The 17,327-nt window shown below is 66.1% G+C and carries 15 protein-coding genes; 8 read left to right on the plus strand and 7 right to left on the minus strand.

Annotated features, from left to right (window positions below):
• From KA712_00045 to KA712_00065, 5 genes are all read right to left on the minus strand, one after another.
• Positions 1–1,239: an ABC transporter permease gene (locus KA712_00045; protein MCG5051327.1), complete on the minus strand. Its 1,239-nt coding sequence runs from the start codon at positions 1,237–1,239 to the stop codon at positions 1–3.
• Positions 1,236–1,946, minus strand: a complete 711-nt coding sequence (locus tag KA712_00050) for an ABC transporter ATP-binding protein (protein MCG5051328.1) — start codon at positions 1,944–1,946, stop codon at positions 1,236–1,238. Before KA712_00050 ends, KA712_00045 begins: the two co-directional genes overlap by 4 nt.
• Before the next feature lie 94 nt (positions 1,947–2,040).
• Positions 2,041–3,114, minus strand: a complete 1,074-nt coding sequence (locus KA712_00055) for a YkgJ family cysteine cluster protein (GenBank protein MCG5051329.1) — start codon at positions 3,112–3,114, stop codon at positions 2,041–2,043.
• 7 nt (positions 3,115–3,121) lie between these two features.
• Positions 3,122–5,716 carry a hypothetical protein gene (locus tag KA712_00060; GenBank protein ID MCG5051330.1) on the minus strand — a complete coding sequence of 865 codons (2,595 nt, stop codon included), beginning with the start codon at positions 5,714–5,716 and terminating at the stop codon, positions 3,122–3,124.
• 227 nt (positions 5,717–5,943) lie between these two features.
• Positions 5,944–6,339 carry an Rrf2 family transcriptional regulator gene (locus KA712_00065; GenBank protein MCG5051331.1) on the minus strand — a complete coding sequence of 132 codons (396 nt, stop codon included), beginning with the start codon at positions 6,337–6,339 and terminating at the stop codon, positions 5,944–5,946.
• Between the two features lie 308 nt (positions 6,340–6,647).
• Here KA712_00065 and KA712_00070 point away from each other — a divergent pair, with 308 nt between their 5' ends.
• The 8 genes from KA712_00070 to KA712_00105 all read left to right on the plus strand — a co-directional run bounded on the left by KA712_00070 (position 6,648) and on the right by KA712_00105 (position 14,809).
• Positions 6,648–7,037 (plus strand): hypothetical protein, encoded by a 390-nt coding sequence (locus tag KA712_00070; protein ID MCG5051332.1) that lies wholly within the window; start codon positions 6,648–6,650, stop codon positions 7,035–7,037.
• Positions 7,038–7,202: 165 nt separating this feature from the next.
• A complete protein-coding gene (locus KA712_00075; GenBank protein MCG5051333.1) occupies positions 7,203–7,553 on the plus strand; it encodes an STAS domain-containing protein in 351 nt (116 codons plus the stop codon).
• 18 nt (positions 7,554–7,571) lie between these two features.
• On the plus strand, positions 7,572–7,940 hold the full coding sequence (locus KA712_00080) for a response regulator (protein ID MCG5051334.1): 369 nt from the start codon (positions 7,572–7,574) through the stop codon (positions 7,938–7,940).
• On the plus strand, positions 7,937–9,982 hold the full coding sequence (locus KA712_00085) for a chemotaxis protein CheA (protein MCG5051335.1): 2,046 nt from the start codon (positions 7,937–7,939) through the stop codon (positions 9,980–9,982). Before KA712_00080 ends, KA712_00085 begins: the two co-directional genes overlap by 4 nt.
• Before the next feature lie 7 nt (positions 9,983–9,989).
• A complete protein-coding gene (locus tag KA712_00090) occupies positions 9,990–11,045 on the plus strand; it encodes a chemotaxis response regulator protein-glutamate methylesterase (protein ID MCG5051336.1) in 1,056 nt (351 codons plus the stop codon).
• 79 nt (positions 11,046–11,124) lie between these two features.
• Complete coding sequence (locus KA712_00095) at positions 11,125–11,595, plus strand: chemotaxis protein CheW (GenBank protein ID MCG5051337.1); 471 nt, start codon at positions 11,125–11,127, stop codon at positions 11,593–11,595.
• Positions 11,585–13,357 carry a HAMP domain-containing protein gene (locus tag KA712_00100; protein ID MCG5051338.1) on the plus strand — a complete coding sequence of 591 codons (1,773 nt, stop codon included), beginning with the start codon at positions 11,585–11,587 and terminating at the stop codon, positions 13,355–13,357. Before KA712_00095 ends, KA712_00100 begins: the two co-directional genes overlap by 11 nt.
• Positions 13,358–13,363: 6 nt before the next feature.
• Positions 13,364–14,809, plus strand: coding sequence for a hypothetical protein (locus KA712_00105; GenBank protein ID MCG5051339.1), 1,446 nt, complete (start codon positions 13,364–13,366; stop codon positions 14,807–14,809).
• Positions 14,810–14,830: 21 nt separating this feature from the next.
• Here KA712_00105 and KA712_00110 read toward each other — a convergent pair whose 3' ends face one another.
• A complete protein-coding gene (locus KA712_00110; GenBank protein MCG5051340.1) occupies positions 14,831–15,985 on the minus strand; it encodes a DUF790 family protein in 1,155 nt (384 codons plus the stop codon).
• The gene (locus KA712_00115; protein MCG5051341.1) at positions 15,957–17,327 is read right to left on the minus strand and encodes a DEAD/DEAH box helicase family protein; all 1,371 of its coding nucleotides are present in this window, start codon (positions 17,325–17,327) and stop codon (positions 15,957–15,959) included. The genes KA712_00110 and KA712_00115 overlap by 29 nt, the downstream gene beginning before the upstream one ends.

Below are 17,327 nucleotides of genomic sequence, written 5' to 3' on the forward strand. Positions count from 1 at the left end.
TCACTCCGCGCGGAGCGCCTCCACCGGGTTTACGCGCGCCGCCCGACGCGCCGGCCACAGGCCTGCGAGCAAGCCGGCCACCACGAGGATCAGCGTGGCCATGAGGCCCACGCGCACATCCACCTCGGGGTTGCGGAAGAAGGTGTTGTCGTCGGGCAAGAGCCGGCTGCCGAATTCCACCGTGGCCACGGCGGCCACGAGCCCGAGATAACCGGCGGTGGTCGTCACCAGCAATGCTTCCTCGAGCACCATGAGCACGATCGATGAAGGCTTGGCCCCCAGGGCCTTGCGCACGCCGAACTCCTTCGTGCGCTCTTTGACGGAGATCAGCATGATGTTGCCCACGCCGACCACGCCCGCCAGGATGGTGCCAAGGCCGATGAGCCACACGAAGCTGCGGATGGCCCACAGCACGCCCATCATCTTCTGGTGCATGAAGTGGTTGTTGCGCACGCGAATGGCGCCCTTGTCCGTGGGATCGAAGCCGTGGCGGGCGCCCAGTCTCCGCTTGAGATCGTCCACCACGGCCTCGGCTTCGGCTACGGGCGTGGTGCCCACGGTGAACATGACCCTGTCCACGTCCTTCGTGCCCCCCAGCACCAACTGGCCCGTGGACAGGGGGATGAAGATCGTGTCTTGTTCGCCCTGATCGCCTTCGTCGCTGAAGGTGCCCACGATCGTGAAGGTGCTGCGGCCAATCGAGATGGACTGGCCGAGGGGGTCTTCGCCGCCTGGGAAGAGCACGGAGATCACCTTTTGGCCGGCCACCGCCACCTTGCGGCGCTCCTGGATGTCGAGGTCGTCGAGGTAGCGGCCCCGGCTGATGTTGGTGCGCTCGAGGAACCTGTTCTCTGCGGGAACGGCCTTGACCGAAAAAGCTCCCTGGCGGCCGCGGCGGGACACCGTGGCGTCTTCGCGGGGACGGTAGCGGGCGCTGACGTGGTCGGCCTCGGTGACGGCGTTTTTGACGAAGGTGAAGTCGTCGTTCGTCATGCGAATGATCCGGCCCTTGGGGTGGCCCGCAAAGGCCTTTTGGGTGGGGGAGGGAAACAGCCACACGCTGTTCGTGGCGATGTCGCGAAAGGCACTCTCGGCGCCGTTGGCGAGGCCGTTGCCCGCCGCCAGCAACAAAACCAGCATGAAGATGCCCCAGGCGACGGAGAGCGCGGTCAAGGCCGTGCGCAGCTTGCGGCGCGCGAGCGAGGAGCCCACCTCGCGCCATCGGTCGAGCGTGTTCATGGCGTGGCCGGCTGCGCCCCCGCCCGGGCGGGGGGCTCGGCGTCTCCCTCTTGGATCTGGCCATCACGGATGCGCACCAGGCGGCGGCAGCGCGCGGCCACGTCGGGCTCGTGGGTGACGATCACCAGGGTGACGCCCGCCGCGTTCGCCTCCTCGAGCAGCTCCATGATCTGATGCGAGGTTTTCGTGTCGAGGGCCCCGGTGGGTTCGTCGGCCAACACCAGGCGAGGCCCTGTGACCAAGGCCCGCGCGATGGCGACGCGCTGTTTTTCCCCGCCCGACATCTCCGAAGGCAGGTGCGAGGCGCGGGCCGACAAGCCCACCCGTTCGAGGGCGGCCAACGCCATTTCACGGCGCAGGCGCCGGGGCACGCCCCGGTACTGGAGCGGCAGCTCCACGTTTTCGGTGGCGGTCTTGAGTGCCAACAGGTTGAACGACTGAAAGACGAAGCCCAAAAACCGGTTGCGGTAGTGGGCCGCCCGGCCCTCGCTGAGATCTTTGATCGGGGTGCCGTCGAGGGTGTAGAGCCCTTCGTCGTAGTCGTCCAGGATGCCCAGGATGTTGAGCAGGGTCGACTTGCCCGAGCCTGAAGAGCCCATGATGGCCACCAGCTCTCCGGCCCCGATGTGTAGGTTGATGTTGCGCAGCACAGGCAGCGCGTCTACGCCCGCACGATAGGATTTGCTGATACCGGAAAGCTCGATCATGGGCGGGGGCGCGGGAAAGCCTCGGTAGGATGCCACGGCAGGCGGCCCGGTGCCGGCCCCCGTGCGTGGCCGGCGCGTCTGGTTGTGCGGTGGTTCACGGCGGCATCAGGGCCACCACGGCCTCCCACGCCTCGGTGGTGCCGATGTCTTCGATGATCATCAGCGCCTCCGCGGTGGCCCGATCGGCCCGCACGCCTTTGCGGGTGAGCGCGGCCGCGATGGCCTGGGCCATGGCGAGGCGCGTGGCCAATTCGCGGCGGGCGCGCGCGAACGTGCCGTGATCGGTCCACTCGAAGGACCAGATCACGTCGGCCAGCCAGTCGTTGTACATGTCGCGGGGGCGGCGCACGGTGGTGGCGCGGGCCTCGGCCTTGTCGAAGAAGCGCGCCCAGGGCCGGCCGCGGTGAGGGAAGCGCACGCCTGCGGTTACCGCAAGGATCGCATCGGCAAACCAGGACTTCGCCAGTTCGTACGCCGAATCGTCCTCCTGTTCGTGAAACTCCTTGGCGACGTCGCGCCAGGAGCGCCCGCGGAGCCGGGGAAAGGGCTTGCGCGCGAGCACGGTGAAGGGGTCACGGCCGGCCGCCAAAGCGGCAAGCCAGGGGGCTTCCTCGGCGAGGTAGGTCGCAAAGCCCACGTGGCGACGAGACGTGAGCGAAATCCGCCCCAGCATGCTGCGCTCGGCACGCAAGACCTTGCCCGGGATGCGGATCTCCTCTTCCACCGCGGCGGGGGTGAGGGCGGGACGCTCGCCCAGGGTGCGGCACGAGCAGCGGTGGGCGGTGACCACCCTGCGGCCCACGGGGGTGGCCACGAGCGCGAAGGGGAACTTGCGACAGGTGTCGGGCTTTCCTTCGACACCCAGCTGTGCGTGCACGCCACATAAATGATCCGGGCGCAGGAAGACGCACGTGCCGTCGTCCTTGAAGCGAAACACCTTCGCGCGAATGGAGCTGTCGTAAAAGACGGGATCGCGGTGGAGCCGCTTGACCGGGATGAGCTCGGCCGCCGAGACGGGGCCGAGAAGGTGGATGCTGCTACAGCACAGCCCGTCGGCGAAGCAACGGAAGGCCGCGCCCGGCCGCACCAACAAGGCGTGGCGCTGCGGGCGCGCGGGAGGGGAGGGAGCCGCGGCGTTGCCGGGCCCCCGGGCATGGGGGGTGCTCACGCGACCATCAAGCCCGCGCTTCGAGCACCTGTAAAGCTTTGACGACGAGAGGCGTGGCGAAGGAGAACGTGACCTCGCCCGCGCCTGCCGTGACCGCCCCCGCCGGCAAGCTCAGCGGTTGGCCATCGACCCGCAGCGTGGCGCGCGCACTCGGCTTGTCGAGGCTGAGCGTGAGCCCCTGCAGCGTGAGCTCGCCCGTGGCCAGGCTTATCTTGATCCTCTGACCTCCGGCCGCGCCGTTGCGCTCGTAGTGGCCCGTGGCCGTGGGGGTGGCGAAGAAGAGCCGCAGTTGCCGCTTGGGCACCGTGGGCGCGAACCCCAGCACGCCCTGGTTCTGGGTGAGACCCGCCATGGCGTTCACCGCGGCCCACGCCGACAAAGCCCGGTAATAGTGGCCGCCGAACTCCTGGTGGTCCCAGTAGCGACCCGCTTTGCGGTAGCGCCGATCCACGGTGCGGAATACGTCGAGCCCCTCTTTGTAAAGACCCTCGTACATGAGGAACGACGCAAAGGCCAGCTCGACCCCCGACCAGCAGGTGTTCGCCTGATCCACCCAGATGTGATCGGGGATGTCGGCCCAGGGCGTTTGCCCGGGCCAGCTGCAGTTGCGCAAGCCGAAATCGGGTTTGTACGACAGGTCGAGCACGGCCTCGAGGGCGGACCGCACGTGGGCGCGAGGGACCAGATCGTCCTTGCCGAAAAAGCGCATCGTCCACTGGCCGATCAGCTGATCGGTCAGGCAGCCTTCATCCTTGCCGCCGTGTTTGCCGCCTTCGTCGTTCCACAGGCGGTAGTACTTGCCGTTCCACAAGCGGCTCTCGAAGATCGCCTTACCCTTTTCGTAAAAGGCGGCGTAGCGCTTGGCTGCGGGCTCGTTGCCCAGCGCGCGGGCGCCCGCGGCCATGCCGGCCAGGGCGGCGAGCCACTGCGAGCCGATGTACGCGGCCACCCCGAACATGGGGAAGTTGTCGTAGCTCGACATGATGCCTTCCATGTCGGGCATCGAATCGCCGTCGAGATCCCGCTCTTTCAGGCAGTACTCGAGGGCCTTTTCCATCGAAGGCCACATCTCCTTCAAGAAGGCCTTGTCGCCCGTCCAGAAGAAGTCGCGCATCACCATGCCCACGTACTGGGCGTGTAGATCCAGCCGCCTGTCTACACCGGCCACGCCGGTCTTCTTCTTCGCGAAATCGCGGAGCAGGCCGTGGGCGATCTCACCCGAGGGTTCTTGAATGCCCCGGTGAGCCCGTAAAGTCGAGCGCTGCAACGAGGGAAACAGGGTGGCGATGGGGATCGAGCCGTAGACGCTCACGTCCGTGGTCGCCAGGGGTCCCCAGTGCTTTTCCGGGGTGAGGCCCTCGAGAATGCCGAAGTTGCCGTCTTTGGTGGCCCAGCCGCTGGTGACGAAGGTGTTCAGCTGCGAGTTCACCTGGTCCAGCACCACGGGGTCGGCGTCGCTGTCATAGAACGCGTCCACGAAGGCCTGCGTGCGGCCCCGCAGGTCGGCCTTGTGCGTGGCCACGTGGCGGGCCACCTCGGCCGCCGACTTGAACGTGCGGGCGTAGTAGGCGCCCTCAATGCGCGTTTTGTCCTCGTTCCACATGTTGGGAAAGTGCCAGGCCATGACGAAGCCGTGAGAAAAGCCCTGGCGGGGCGCAAGCGACGCCGAGCGGGCCAGCGTGTTGAACGTGCGGGGCAAGGCAAAGCGTTTGCCCGTGGCCTTGTCTTTCGTGGTGCGCTTGGCGGTTTCGTCGAGCCCGGGCAAGGTTTTGCTGCGCAGCACGCGCTCGAAGTAAGGGTGCCGGTGTTCCCACCCGAGGTAGTGGGTGGTCTCGTCCGAAAGAGACAGCAGCGCCAGGGTGCCATTCGAGCTGTGATCGGCAGGCAGACCCGTGGCGCCGGCCTCGAACCCCTTCCACCCCGTACCCTCGAAGCGCGTGGCGCTGTAGAGCTTTTCCTTGACGTCGTAGCCTGCGACGTTGCGCTGGCAGGCCATGAGCATCACGTCGACCGGCTTGCGCGACTTGTTCGTGACCTGGAAATCGAAACAGATGGCGGGCAGCGTGGAGCTGTCCACGTCGTGAGGAACGAAGGGGCTAAACGCCTCGAGGGTGATCTCCACGGGCATCTCGGGATCCGTGAACACCAACTCAGCCTGGGGGAACCGGGCGCTGTACGTGATCGTCTGAACGCCGGTCATCCAGGGAAACTCGTAGACGTGCACGTCGACGGTGCCCACCCTGTGGCCGCCCTCGATCTGCAGCAGTTTGATGCGCGGCTCTTGTCCCGGCACCTCGTAGCGCAGCTTGAAGAACATGATGTCGTCTTGCTCGAACCCCAGGTGGGGGCCCGTGCCCCGGGGGGCGTTGTTGAACGCGCTCCACTCGTAAAAGCGACCGTCCTTGCGCAGCTCGGCGCCTCCAGCCCCGACGCCTCCCAAAGTCACGCCGCTGCGGGGCCGATCGTCGTGGCGCATCACCTCTTTGTAGGGCGGCGGGGTCCGGCGGGCGGCAAGGGCGGCGCGGGGCGAGGGCCAGGCGGGAAGGAGCAGGCTGCCGGCGGTGCCGAAGGTGGCGCCCGCCAGGAGGTCTCGTCGCTTCATGAAGTCTCCTAGAGGAAGGGGGGGGGCTGGGGGGGGACCCTTCGAGGGGGGCCCCAAGGAATAAGGTGCGCCCCGGTCGAGGAAGAAGGGGGCACGTGGCTCGGAAAAGGCTGACACGCTCCCCGGATTGTGGGGCCCTGTCAAGGCGATCCGATGTCACGGGGATCACAGGATTCTGCGCCGAAGCCGCGGGTGGCCGCAGGGCCCGGCGGACGAGCCCCCTGGGGCTAAGGCCGCGCGGAGTTTGGAGCGCGGGACGGCAAGAGCACTTTGATGAGCGCCTGGGGCCGCCGGATCATGTCCGCCAGCGTGTACTGATCGAGCGTCTCGAGAAACCGGCGTTCGGCTTGCTTGAATACGCCCTTGAGCGTGCAGGAGGGGTCGAGCGGGCAGGTGTTCTTCTCGGCGTTGAAGCACTCGAGCAGCTCGAAGTTGGGCTCGGTCTCTCTCACCACGTCGCCGATGCGTAACAGAGCAGGGTCAATAGAGAGCCTGAGCCCCCCGGCCTGAGAACACGCAGGGAAAAGTCGGCCTGTCGAGTCAGACGCATCGACCTGAACACTACCAGCGCCAGCGTTTCGCCGCGGAAAACAGTCGAGCCCTGCAGGTTTCGGAAGCGGCATCGTCAGCGACGCCCCCGAAACAGGACGACGTCACTGACGAATGCGAGAGCTAAACAGGAGTGTCAAATGCTTCTTGGTACGCTTTCTGACAGCCGACGAGCCTTCATGACAACACCACAACGAGAGCTTGTTCGGTCCACCTTTGCGAGGCGCTTGCGCCGAATCTGATGGTGAAGGGGAGGGGGAAAGCGCTTGCTCGGGTGTGTGTGCGTTTGCGCCGAGCAAACCCGCTGTAGGTCGAGAACCCCCACTGCTGATTTTCTTGGGATGGGACTTGCCTCGACTGTGTCAGCTGGTCACGCTATGAGATGCACAACGGTTTCGGATCGTTCCTCGTGAGTGAGGGGTTGGTTGGGGCGGCGCAGTTGCGGCGGGCGCTGGAACGACAGACCTGGCTTCGTGGTCTTCCGATTGGGCAGATCCTCCTGGACATGGGCGTGCTGGGCGAAGCGGACCTCAGCCGCGCGCTGAGGGCCCAGATGGAATCCGTCGACGAAGGCACCCGGCCGCTGCCAATCGGCGAGCTTCTGGTGCACGAGGGCTTGATCTCGCGCGACGACTTGCACGTGGCGCTGCAGCGCCAGCAGGCCCTCCGTAGCAAGCACATCGGTGAGCTCATGGTCGAGATGGGCTTTCTGACCGCCGCTGCCCTCGGTGAGGCCATGCGGCGTCAGATGGACGAGCTGGCCTTCGGGTAAGCGCGTCCTGGACGGTCTGCGCGCCACGCTGGACGTTTGCTGCCGAGACTTGGGCTTGGTGTGCGTGTAGGCCGTGGTGCGTCTCCATGAGGCTCCGGGGCACGCCCCAAGGCTCCAAGTGATTCGGCTATCAATTTTGGCGCCAAGGCGTCGATGACTCTTGGCGTGACACCGAGCGAGACGGCTCTCGAGCCCGAGCGACCGCTGATCGACGTCGAGCCCACCGACGAGGGCGGCGTACGTTTGGGCCTGCGAGGGCGAATGACGAACGCCGAGGTGATCGCTCTTTTCGAGCGACTCACGGACCCCGAGGTGCAGCGGCGGGACGTGACCGTGGACTGCCGTGACTGCGCGTACCTGGGTGGTGCACCTCTGCAGTGCCTGGTGATGGTCAGCCGAGCGCTGTCAAAGGTGGGCCGCGTGCTGCGCCTCTGCGGCGCCAATGACGAGCTCGTGCGTGCCGCCGTGACCTTGGGTGTTGCCGACTACCTGAGCTGGGAACGGACGAACGGCTAAAAAGAAGAGGCAGAGCGAATGAGCAAGACGGTTCTCATCATCGACGATTCGGAGTCCATGCGCGAACTCCTCAAGCACACGCTGGTCACGGCGGGGTACGAGGTCAGAGAGGCCTCGAATGGCGCCGATGGCATGGCCGAGGCAGTCAAAAAGAAGGTGGATCTCATCATTACCGACCTGAACATGCCGGTGATGGATGGCCTGACGGTGGCGCGGAAAGTCCGCCAGATCGCGGCCTATCGCACCACGCCCCTGCTGCTGCTCACCACCGAGACCTCCGATGCCAAAAAGCAGGCTGCGCGCGAGGCAGGCGCGTCGGGCTGGATGGTCAAGCCCTTCAGCCCGCCCGACCTGCTCAAGACCATCGCGCGAGTCATGCCTCGATGAGCCTCGAGAGCGAAACGCCCTTCGAGCGTTTTCGACGCATCTTCCTGGAAGAGTGCCAAGAACACCTGCTGGCGCTCGAGTCGGGCCTGCTCGCGCTCGAAAGCCAACCCGGGGACGACGAGTCCATCAACGCCGTGTTCCGGGCGGCGCACTCCATCAAGGGCGGCGCGCTGGCCATGGGGCTCGAGGAGATCGGGACGTTCACGCATGTGCTCGAGAGCGTGCTCGACCTCATGCGGGAGCACCAGCTCGACGCCACTGCCTCCGTCATCGATGTGCTCTTGCCCGCGAAGGACGTCGTGGCCAGCCTCGTGGCGGCAGCCTCTGCGGGCGTCGAGGCGCGCAAGGACGAAACGTATACGACGACCTTCGAACGCCTGCGGGGCTTGCTGGACACCACCGCACCGACGCCCTCGGCTCCCGTGGCAGTTCCCGTGCTCGTCTCGGCCCCCCATGAGACACGATACCGCGTCGTGTTCTCGCCAGGTCCCGAGCTTTACCGTCAGGGTTTGGACCCCCTGCTCGTGCTCGACGAGCTCCAGAGCTTGTGCACTTCGTATGAAGTGCGCTGCACCTTCGACGAACCGCCCGAGCTGGGCTTGGTCGACCCCGAGTGCAACTATGCAACGTGGCAGCTCGATATTGCGAGCGAACGACCTCTGAGTGAACTCGAGGATCCCTTCGCTTTTTGCGGCGGCGCTACGTTCGCGGCAGCAGAGCCGCCCGCCGGGGACGCGGCGCCGCAGGGCCTCGAAACGCGTGGGGGCTCCACCCCGTCGTCACGGCCGACCACGGCGCTTCGCACGTCACCTGAGCGCGGGTCTGAAGCGTCCACCATTCGTGTGCCCACGGCCAAGATCGATCGACTCATCGATGCCGTGGGCGAGCTCATCACCGCGAAGTCCATGCTGAAGGACATCGTGGCCAACTTCAATCCGGAGGACCTTCCGCGCCTCGAAGCCGCCGTGCGCGACCTCGAGCGGAACACCCGTGAATTGCAGGAAGGCGTGATGGGGGTGCGCATGGTGCCCGTGTCCAGCCTCTTTCAGCGCTTCCCCCGCATGGTGCGGGACCTGGCGAGCTCCCTGGGCAAACAGGTTTCGCTGCGCACATACGGAGGCGACACGGAGCTCGACAAGACCGTCATCGATCTCATCGTCGATCCCCTGACCCACCTCGTGCGCAACGCTCTCGATCATGGCGTGGAGCCCCCCGCCGAGCGTGTGGCAGCAGGCAAAAACCCGCAGGCAGAGCTTGCCCTTGGTGCCAGCCACGTCGCGGGCTCGGTGGAGATCATCGTGGAAGACGATGGCCGCGGGCTGCAGTCGTCAAGAATTCTGTCCAAGGCGATTGAGCGCGGCTTGGTGTCGCCGGGGCAACAGCTGGCCGAAGAGGACGTGCATGCGCTCATCTTTGCGCCAGGGTTTTCCACGGCCGACGGAATCACTGACGTGTCGGGACGCGGCGTGGGTATGGACGTGGTGAAACGCAATGTGGAGACGCTCAACGGCTCCATCCGGCTCGAATCTCTGCCGGGACGAGGCACCCGCTTCGTGGTCACGCTGCCCCTGACGTTGGCGATTTTGGATGGTCTGTGTGTCACGGCAGGGGATGAGCTTTACGTGTTGCCGTTGCTCTCCGTGCTGCAGTCGTTTCGGGCCGAATCGCACCTGGCTTGGCGGGTGATGGCACGAGACGAGGTGGTGCTGTTCCAAGGCCAAACCTTGCCTTTGGTTCGCCTGGGCGCGCTTTTCGATGCTGACCCGCCGCGCGACGAGCAACACGTGGGTCTCGTGGTCGTCGTGGAGCAGGGCGGGCGCCGCTTCGCCCTCTTGGTGGACGAAGTCAGGGGCCAGATCCAGGTCGTCATGAAGAACCTCGAGACGCACTACCAGCCCGTGCCGGGCGTGATGGGCGCGACCATCCTGGGCAATGGCCGTGTGGCCCTGGTGATCGACGTGGCGGGGCTCGCAACGCTTTGCGGGATGAGCGGCCGCCGCGAGCCGGCCCGAGCGCGCCTGGGGAACCACTTCGGAGGGTGAGGCCTTCATGGAGCGAACCCGTGTGCTCATTGTGGATGACTCTGCCCTCTTCCGGGAGATGCTGACGGCGAGTCTGGGACGGGCGACCGACGTGGAGGTTGTGGGCACCGCGCCCGATCCTCTCGTGGCCTGGACCCAGATCAAGGCGTTGCGCCCGCACGTACTGACTCTCGATCTCGAGATGCCCAAGATGGATGGCCTGACCTTCTTGGCCAACCTGATGGCGCATCACCCAATGCCCGTTGTGGTCGTGTCGTCGCTCACGCAGCGCGGGTGCGCTACCACGATGCGGGCGCTCGAGATGGGCGCCCTGGAGGTGGTCGAAAAACCGAAATTGGACTTGCGCACGGGCACGGTGGCCTTGGAACAAGAGCTCTTGAACAAGGTCCGCGCGGCGGCGCACTGTCGCGTCTCGGCCCTCGTGCCGAAGAAGCCTCGTCCGCGCGTCGAGAAGGTGGCCGCGGCGCGTGGTCCTCTGTTGTCACGCACCACCGAAAAGATCATCGCGGTGGGCGCCTCGACAGGGGGCACCGAGGCGCTGGCCTCGTTCTTTTCTGCTTTGCCGGCCGACGCGCCCGGCATTCTGGTGGTGCAACACATGCCGGCCCGCTTTACGAGCACCTTTGCCGAGCGGTTGAACCGGCTGTCACGCGTGCGAGTCAAGGAAGCCGTGCACGGGGATCGCGTGCTTCCTGGGCATGCGCTGGTGGCTCCGGGCAACTACCACATGAGCTTGAGGCGAAGCGGAGCGCAGTACATCGTGGATGTCACCGACGGTCCCGCGGTTTCGGGACACCGCCCCTCGGTGGACGTGCTCTTTCACTCGTGTGCCAAGTACGCCGGCGCCAACGCGGTGGGCGTGCTGATGACAGGGATGGGGGCCGACGGCGCCGAAGGTCTTCTGGCGATGCGAAAAGCCAATGGGCATACGTTCGCTCAGGATGAGGCCACATGTGTCGTCTTCGGGATGCCGAAGGAAGCATTGAAGTGTCACGCCGTCGACCGCTGCCTGCCGTTGCACGATCTGGCGCCTGCCGCGATCGAGGCCGTGCTGGGGGCCTGAAGCGAAATCCGCATCGGAGAGGACAATGCAGCCACAACGCAGAACAGAAAAGGGAGCCGAGCCGAGAGCATCAGGGCAGATGCTCACGTTTCGTCTTGGCTCCGAGCAGTACGCCATCGACGTGCTCGGCGTGCAGGAGATCAAGGTGTACTCGCAGATCACCCGGGTGCCGAACGTGCCCTCCTTCGTCAAGGGTGTCATGAACCTGCGCGGCACCGTGATTCCGGTGATCGATCTGCGGATCAAGTTCGATCTGCCGGTGCCGCCCTATGACCGCTTCACCTTGATCATCGTGGTCAGCGTCGAAGGCAAAACGGTAGGGCTCGTGGTCGATGCAGTCAACGCGGTGGTGGCCTTCCCGCTGGAGGTCCTCTCGCCGCCTCCGGAGCTTCCTTCTCGCCCCGAGCAAACGATGGTCACGGGTGTGGCCCACGTCAAGGACGGGCTCGTCATGTGTCTCGATGTCAAGGCGCTCGTGGAAGACGCCTTCGGTATGCCGCTTGGGCAGGGTAACCAGCTCGATTTTCAGGAGAACCGTCATGTTGAGTAATTGGACGATCAAGATGAAGCTCTTCGCGCTTGGGGGCCTGGGCGCGGCTGTGTTGGCCGCGCTAGGCATCTACGCTGACGATACCGTGAGAGAGGTGAAGGTAGACGGCGCGAACTACGACCGCATCATCCTGCAAAAAGATCTCGTGGCGGACATTCTGCCGCCTCCCGAGTACATCATCGAATCTTACCTCGTGGCGCATCTGCTCCAAAGGAGCCAGTCGAAAGACGAGACCACCACGCTTCTCGACAAGATGGCGGCACTCAGATCCGAGTACGACACACGCCATGCCTTCTGGGACAAGGCGCTCCCGGAGGGCCCGATGCGGACGGAGTTGCTGAGGAACTCGTACGAGCCTGCGCGCAGGTTCTTTGCCGTGGTGGAACGCCAGTTCATTCCGGCGGTTGAGCGGAAGGATCCGCAGGCGGTGGCCGCCGCCATGGGCGAGCTTGACGAGGCGTATGCTCAACACCGCGCAGCGATCGACCGGACGGTCGAGATGGCCGTCAAGGAAAGTGTTTCGATTGAGCGGGAGACCTCGGCCCTCGTGGCGTTCCGCAGCCGGACCTTGGTGGTCATCGTCATTGCGTCAGTGGCGGCCCTGGTTCTTCTGGGGTGGGCGATTGCACGCTCGATCCTGCGGCCCATCCATGCCACGGTTCAGTTGATCCAGGACGTGGCCGAAGGCGAGGGAGATCTCACCCGCCGGCTCGACGAACAGGGCCGGGACGAACTGGCAACGCTCAGCCGGTCATTCAACACCTTCGTGGAGAAGCTGCACGACATGATGATCGACATTCGCCGCTCGGCCACCGCCGTGACCAGCGCCTCGCAGCGCGTGGCGGCCAGCGCCGAACAGATCTCGAGCGGCGCCCAGGAGCAAGCCTCGAGCCTCGAGCAGACGGCGGCCAGCCTGGAAGAGATTACCGCCGCGGTCAGGCAGAACTCGCAGAACGCGCAGCAGGCGGCGCAGCTGGCGCAGACCTCGCGCAACACGGCCGAGCAGGGCGGCCAGGATGTTCAGCAAGCCGTTGCAGCGATGCGGGAGATCAACACGGCCTCGAAGCGGATTGCCGAGATTATCACCACCATCGACGAGATCGCCTTTCAGACGAATGTGCTGGCCCTCAATGCCGCGGTGGAAGCCGCGCGCGCGGGCGAGCAGGGACGGGGCTTCGCTGTGGTCGCGGCCGAGGTGGGCAACCTTTCGCAGCGCTCGGCGGCGGCCGCGAAGGAGATCAAATCGCTCATCAACGAGGCGGTGGTGCTGGTGGATGAAGGAGGCGTTCAGGTCAACCGCTCGGGCCAGACCTTGAGCGACATCGTGACGTCGGTCAAACGTGTGACCGACATCGTGGGCGAGATCGCAGCGGCATCCACCGAACAGGCCACCGGCGTGGAGCAGGTGAACACGGCCGTGACCCAGATGGACTCCGTGACCCAGAACAACGCCTCCGAGACCGAGGCGCTCGCGGAGACGGCCTCGACGTTGTCGAGCCGGGCACACGACCTGCTGAGCGTGGTGAGCCGCTTTCGCCTGAGGGAGCGGGGAAGTCAGGCGGAAGACGAGGGCACGGCACCCCCCCGGCGCCACGTGGTGCCCCCGCCCGCCCGACGCCCGTTCCGGAAGGCAAGCCCATCGCGGGTGCGCCGCCCCGAGCCCGAGGCCTCGGGGGGGGCGGCAGAGATGGATCGCATCATGTCCGAGGCCGGAGGAGGCGGGGGCTCGGCCGGAGCCATGGATGGGTTCGAGGAAGTGTGAGTCACCTTGGAACCTGCGTTGGATAGCGGGGCGGAGCCGCTTGGCCCTGCGTCGCCCAAGATGTCCGATCGCGCGTTCGCCGATCTCAGCGAGGTCGTCAGGCGGATCTGTGGCATTCATCTGGCGTCGCACAAGCGGGTGCTGCTCGAGTCGCGCTTGGCGCGCCGCTTGCGCGCGCTCAGCCTTCCCAACTTCGAGGCGTACATTCAGCATCTGCGGGGTCTCTCGGCGAATGCCGACGAGTGGTCGCAGCTCACGAACGCCATCACGACCAACAAAACCGAGTTCTTCCGCGAGCCCCACCACTTCAAGGTTCTCGTCGACGACGTGCTTCGCCAGGCGTTGACCCGGCCGGGCCCGCGCACCCTGCAAGTGTGGAGTGCGGGATGCTCGACCGGCGAAGAGCCCTACACCATCGTCATGGCGCTGCACGAAGCGGGTGCTTTCGCGTCGGGGGTCGAGGTGAAAATCTACGCCACCGACATCGACACGGACGTGTTGCGCCGGGCCCGCGAGGGCGTGTACGACGGCGAGCGCATGAAGGGGCTCTCCCGCGAGCAGCTGCACCGGCACTTCCTGCGGGGCAAGGGCAAGAGCGAGGGGCTGTGGAAGGTCAAGGCACACCTTCAGCAATCGATCGAGTTTCGCAAGGTGAACCTCACGGCGCCTCCCTGGCACATCCCCGATGGCTTCGACGTGATCTTTTGTCGCAATGTGATGATCTACTTCGACAAGGTCACCCAGAAGCGGCTCGTGGAGGGTTTTGCCGACCACCTCAAGCCCGGCGGAACGCTGTTCGTGGGGCACTCGGAGTCACTGCAAGATCTCACGTCGCGCTTCGTTTCGATGCGCAACACCGCGTACCGGCTTGCAGGGGATGCCGGAAACCCCGTGGTGCGCGCAAAACCCGTGCTTTCCGAGCAAGTGCACCGGATCGTGGTGGGCGACGTATTTACGTCCCCTCACCCAAGTACCGTGTCGACGCTGCTTGGCTCCTGTGTGGCGGCTTGCCTTTTCGATCCCGTGGCGAAGGTGGGCGGCATGAATCACTTCCTGGTCCCCGACGCCGGCGACGACGGACCGAATGCGCTTCGTTATGGCGTTCATGCGATGGAGCGGCTCATCAACGATCTGCTCAACCTGGGCGCCAACAAGCGGCGCCTGAAGGCCAAAGTCTTCGGGGCCTGCGAGATCCTGAAGATCGCGTCAGGCGTTCCCCAGAAGAACGCCAACTTCGTCTTCGCATTCCTGAAAAAGGAAGGCATTCCGGTGGCGGGGCAGCGCCTGGGCGGGGAGCGGCCCATGCAGGTGATGTTCAAGACCGATTCGGGACAGGCCTTCGTGCGTGTGAGGCCCGAGGCCGTCAAGCAAGTCCTGCGTCAGGAGGCGCAGGCCGTCTCCCGCTTCGAGGAGTCCATCGCCCCCAAGGGAGGCGAGATCGAGCTGTTCTGAGGCGGCGCCCGCGGCTGGCGCTCATCGGGTCGTGAGGCGTTCGACCTCCCGCATGACCGCTGCCGCGTCCACCTTTTTGCGGTAAGGCACCACGGGCAGCCCCGGCGGCAGTTCGGATGCGGCGCAGGCGCGATCGGCGTCGAGGCACAGCACGAGATTTTCCACACCGGTGGCACGGAGCCGCGCGAGCTTGTCCGAAAGATAGCGTTCGGTCCAAAAGCCGACGAGCTCGACGAACGCCCGCCGCTCGGGAAAGATCCGGTGCTGCAGCAAAAAATCGGGAAACACCAATGTACCGGCCGCGGCAAGAGGCTCGGGCTCGCGGATCACGTCCCAATCGGGTGCCACCACGGCCACCTCGGCAGCGAAGCGGGCCTCGAGGCGGCTGTCGAAGGCGCGCGGGGGCGCCGCGGGAAAGAGCGGGGCCGTGTGGTCGAGCGACACGTCGCAGAGCTGCCCGCGCAGCTGGGCTGAGGCCGAGAGGGAAAAGCGCGGGCACCAGGCGAGGTGGGGCACGAGGCTTGCCAGCGCGCGCCCGTAGAGCAAGGTGTGACGGAACAGCGAAAACGGCCCCGAGATCTCCACGTGGGGCTCGGAGGCGTCGGCCTTGACCACGCACATCAGGCCCTGAAGCTTTGCAATCTTAACAATGTTGCGCGTGTTGCCGAGAAGCTGGAGCTCGACCGCGGCGGCCCGCATGAGCGCCGCCTGCGCAATTGCCAGGTTCGTACGCAGCGCCAGCTCGCGGGCCGAAGGCAGGGGGCAAGGCGCCTCGAGCCGCCGCTCCCCTGGCAGGTCGGCAAAGAGGGCCTCCTCGATGCCGGCGGCCTCGATGCCCAGGGCCTCTGCCACGTCCGCGAAGACGCGTTCGCGTGGGGCACCGGCTGCGGCTGCGGGAAATACGTGCTCCCGCAGGCGCGCGGGGGAGGGCTTGCCCAGCTTGAGCGGGCGCCAGAGCCGCAGCCACACCCGGGCCGCGGCCCGCCGCTTGAACGGAGGAGCCTCGCCGACAAGGGGCTCGGAGAGCCGCTCGGCGAGCTGACGTCGTTTGGCCCCTGAAAGCGGGCGCGTGGCCTCGATGAGGCCGCTCAGCCAGGGCTCGTCTTGCGGGCCGAGAAAATCGAAGTGGGCTCGGGTGCCCAGGATCCTAAGGGGAAGGTCGGCGTCGCGGAGCAAGACGGCACCATCTCCTTTCCGATTGCCACACCTCGCTCGTGCCTTGCACCACGAGCTCGTAGACAATCGCCTGTTTGCCGGGGGCAGGCCGGAGCAGGCGTCCCACCCGTTGCGTGTGTTCGCGTTCCCCGAGCCGCCCCGCCACCACGATGCCCACGTCGGCCTCGGGCACGTCGAGCCCCTCGTTCAGCACCTGCGCCGAGACCAGCGCGGCAAGCTCACCCCGCCCAAAGCGCGCCAGCATCGCCTGCCTTTCCTTGCGGGTGATGTCGCAGGTGAGCGGCATGATGAGATGCTCGCGTGCCACGGCGTAGGCGGTTTCGTTGTCAGCCACGAACACCAGCGTGCGCCTGTGTTGGTGGTCGCGCAGAAGCTCTGCCAACGCACGCCGCTTGCAACGCGGAAACGCGAGCAGATGCCTCGCCCGCCGCCACGCCGCCAGCCCGCGACGGCCTTCGTTGGTGCCGGCGGCCAGGCGCACGAAGTCCTCCCACTGGCCCCGGGGGTGTTTGAGCCGAAAGAGCCCGAGCGCCTCCCGGTAAACGCTCACGAGCGCGTCGTAAGTGGCGCGTTCGTCGTCGTCGAGTGACAGCGGGATCTGCACACGAGAAAAGGGCGCCAGGTTCTCGGATAGATCCGCCACGTCCAGCGTGAACACGGCGGGCCCGATGAGGCGCGCCAGGGCCATCGCCGCAGGGCCCGGAGGTGGCGGGGTGGCGGTGAGCCCGAGGCGCAGGGGCGCGATCGACATCTCGAGCGCTTCGTCGAAACGGGAGTTGCCGAAGTGATGGGCTTCGTCGATCACCAAAAGACCAAAGGCGTTGCCGAGCTTTGCCATGTGCTGGGTGGCGCTGGCGTAGGTGGCCACCGTGAGGGGCGCCAGTGTGCGGTCCCCATCGCCCAGACAGCCGATGGGACCCGCATACACGTTCGCCAGCGTGTTCACCCACTGGGCGAGCAGCGCACGCGTGGGCACCAGGCAGAGCGCGGGGGTGGCCGTGCAGGCGAGCGCGGCCAACGCCAGGCGGGTTTTCCCCGTGCCGGTGGGCAGCGACACCACGCCCCGCCTGCCGTTTTTGCGCCAGGCCTCGAGCGCGGCTCGTTGGTAGTCCCGCAGCGGCAGTGGTGCAAATCCGGACGGCTGTGCGAAGAGCGGGCGGAGCGTGTCGTCGAACGCGACACCCTTTTGCCGGAGGACCCGCCGAATAGGGTACGCGAGCCGGGCGGGCGCGCGAAAGGCATTGACCCGGGGATCCCAGCGCAGCGCCGGGATCTGGCCGGGATCGATCTCAGGCGGCGGATCGTGCAACAGCACGGTGCCGCGATCGAAGACGAGTTGCAT

The sequence above is a fragment of the Myxococcales bacterium genome (assembly GCA_022184915.1).
Taxonomy (GTDB): Bacteria; Myxococcota_A; Polyangia; order Fen-1088; family Fen-1088; genus JAGTJU01.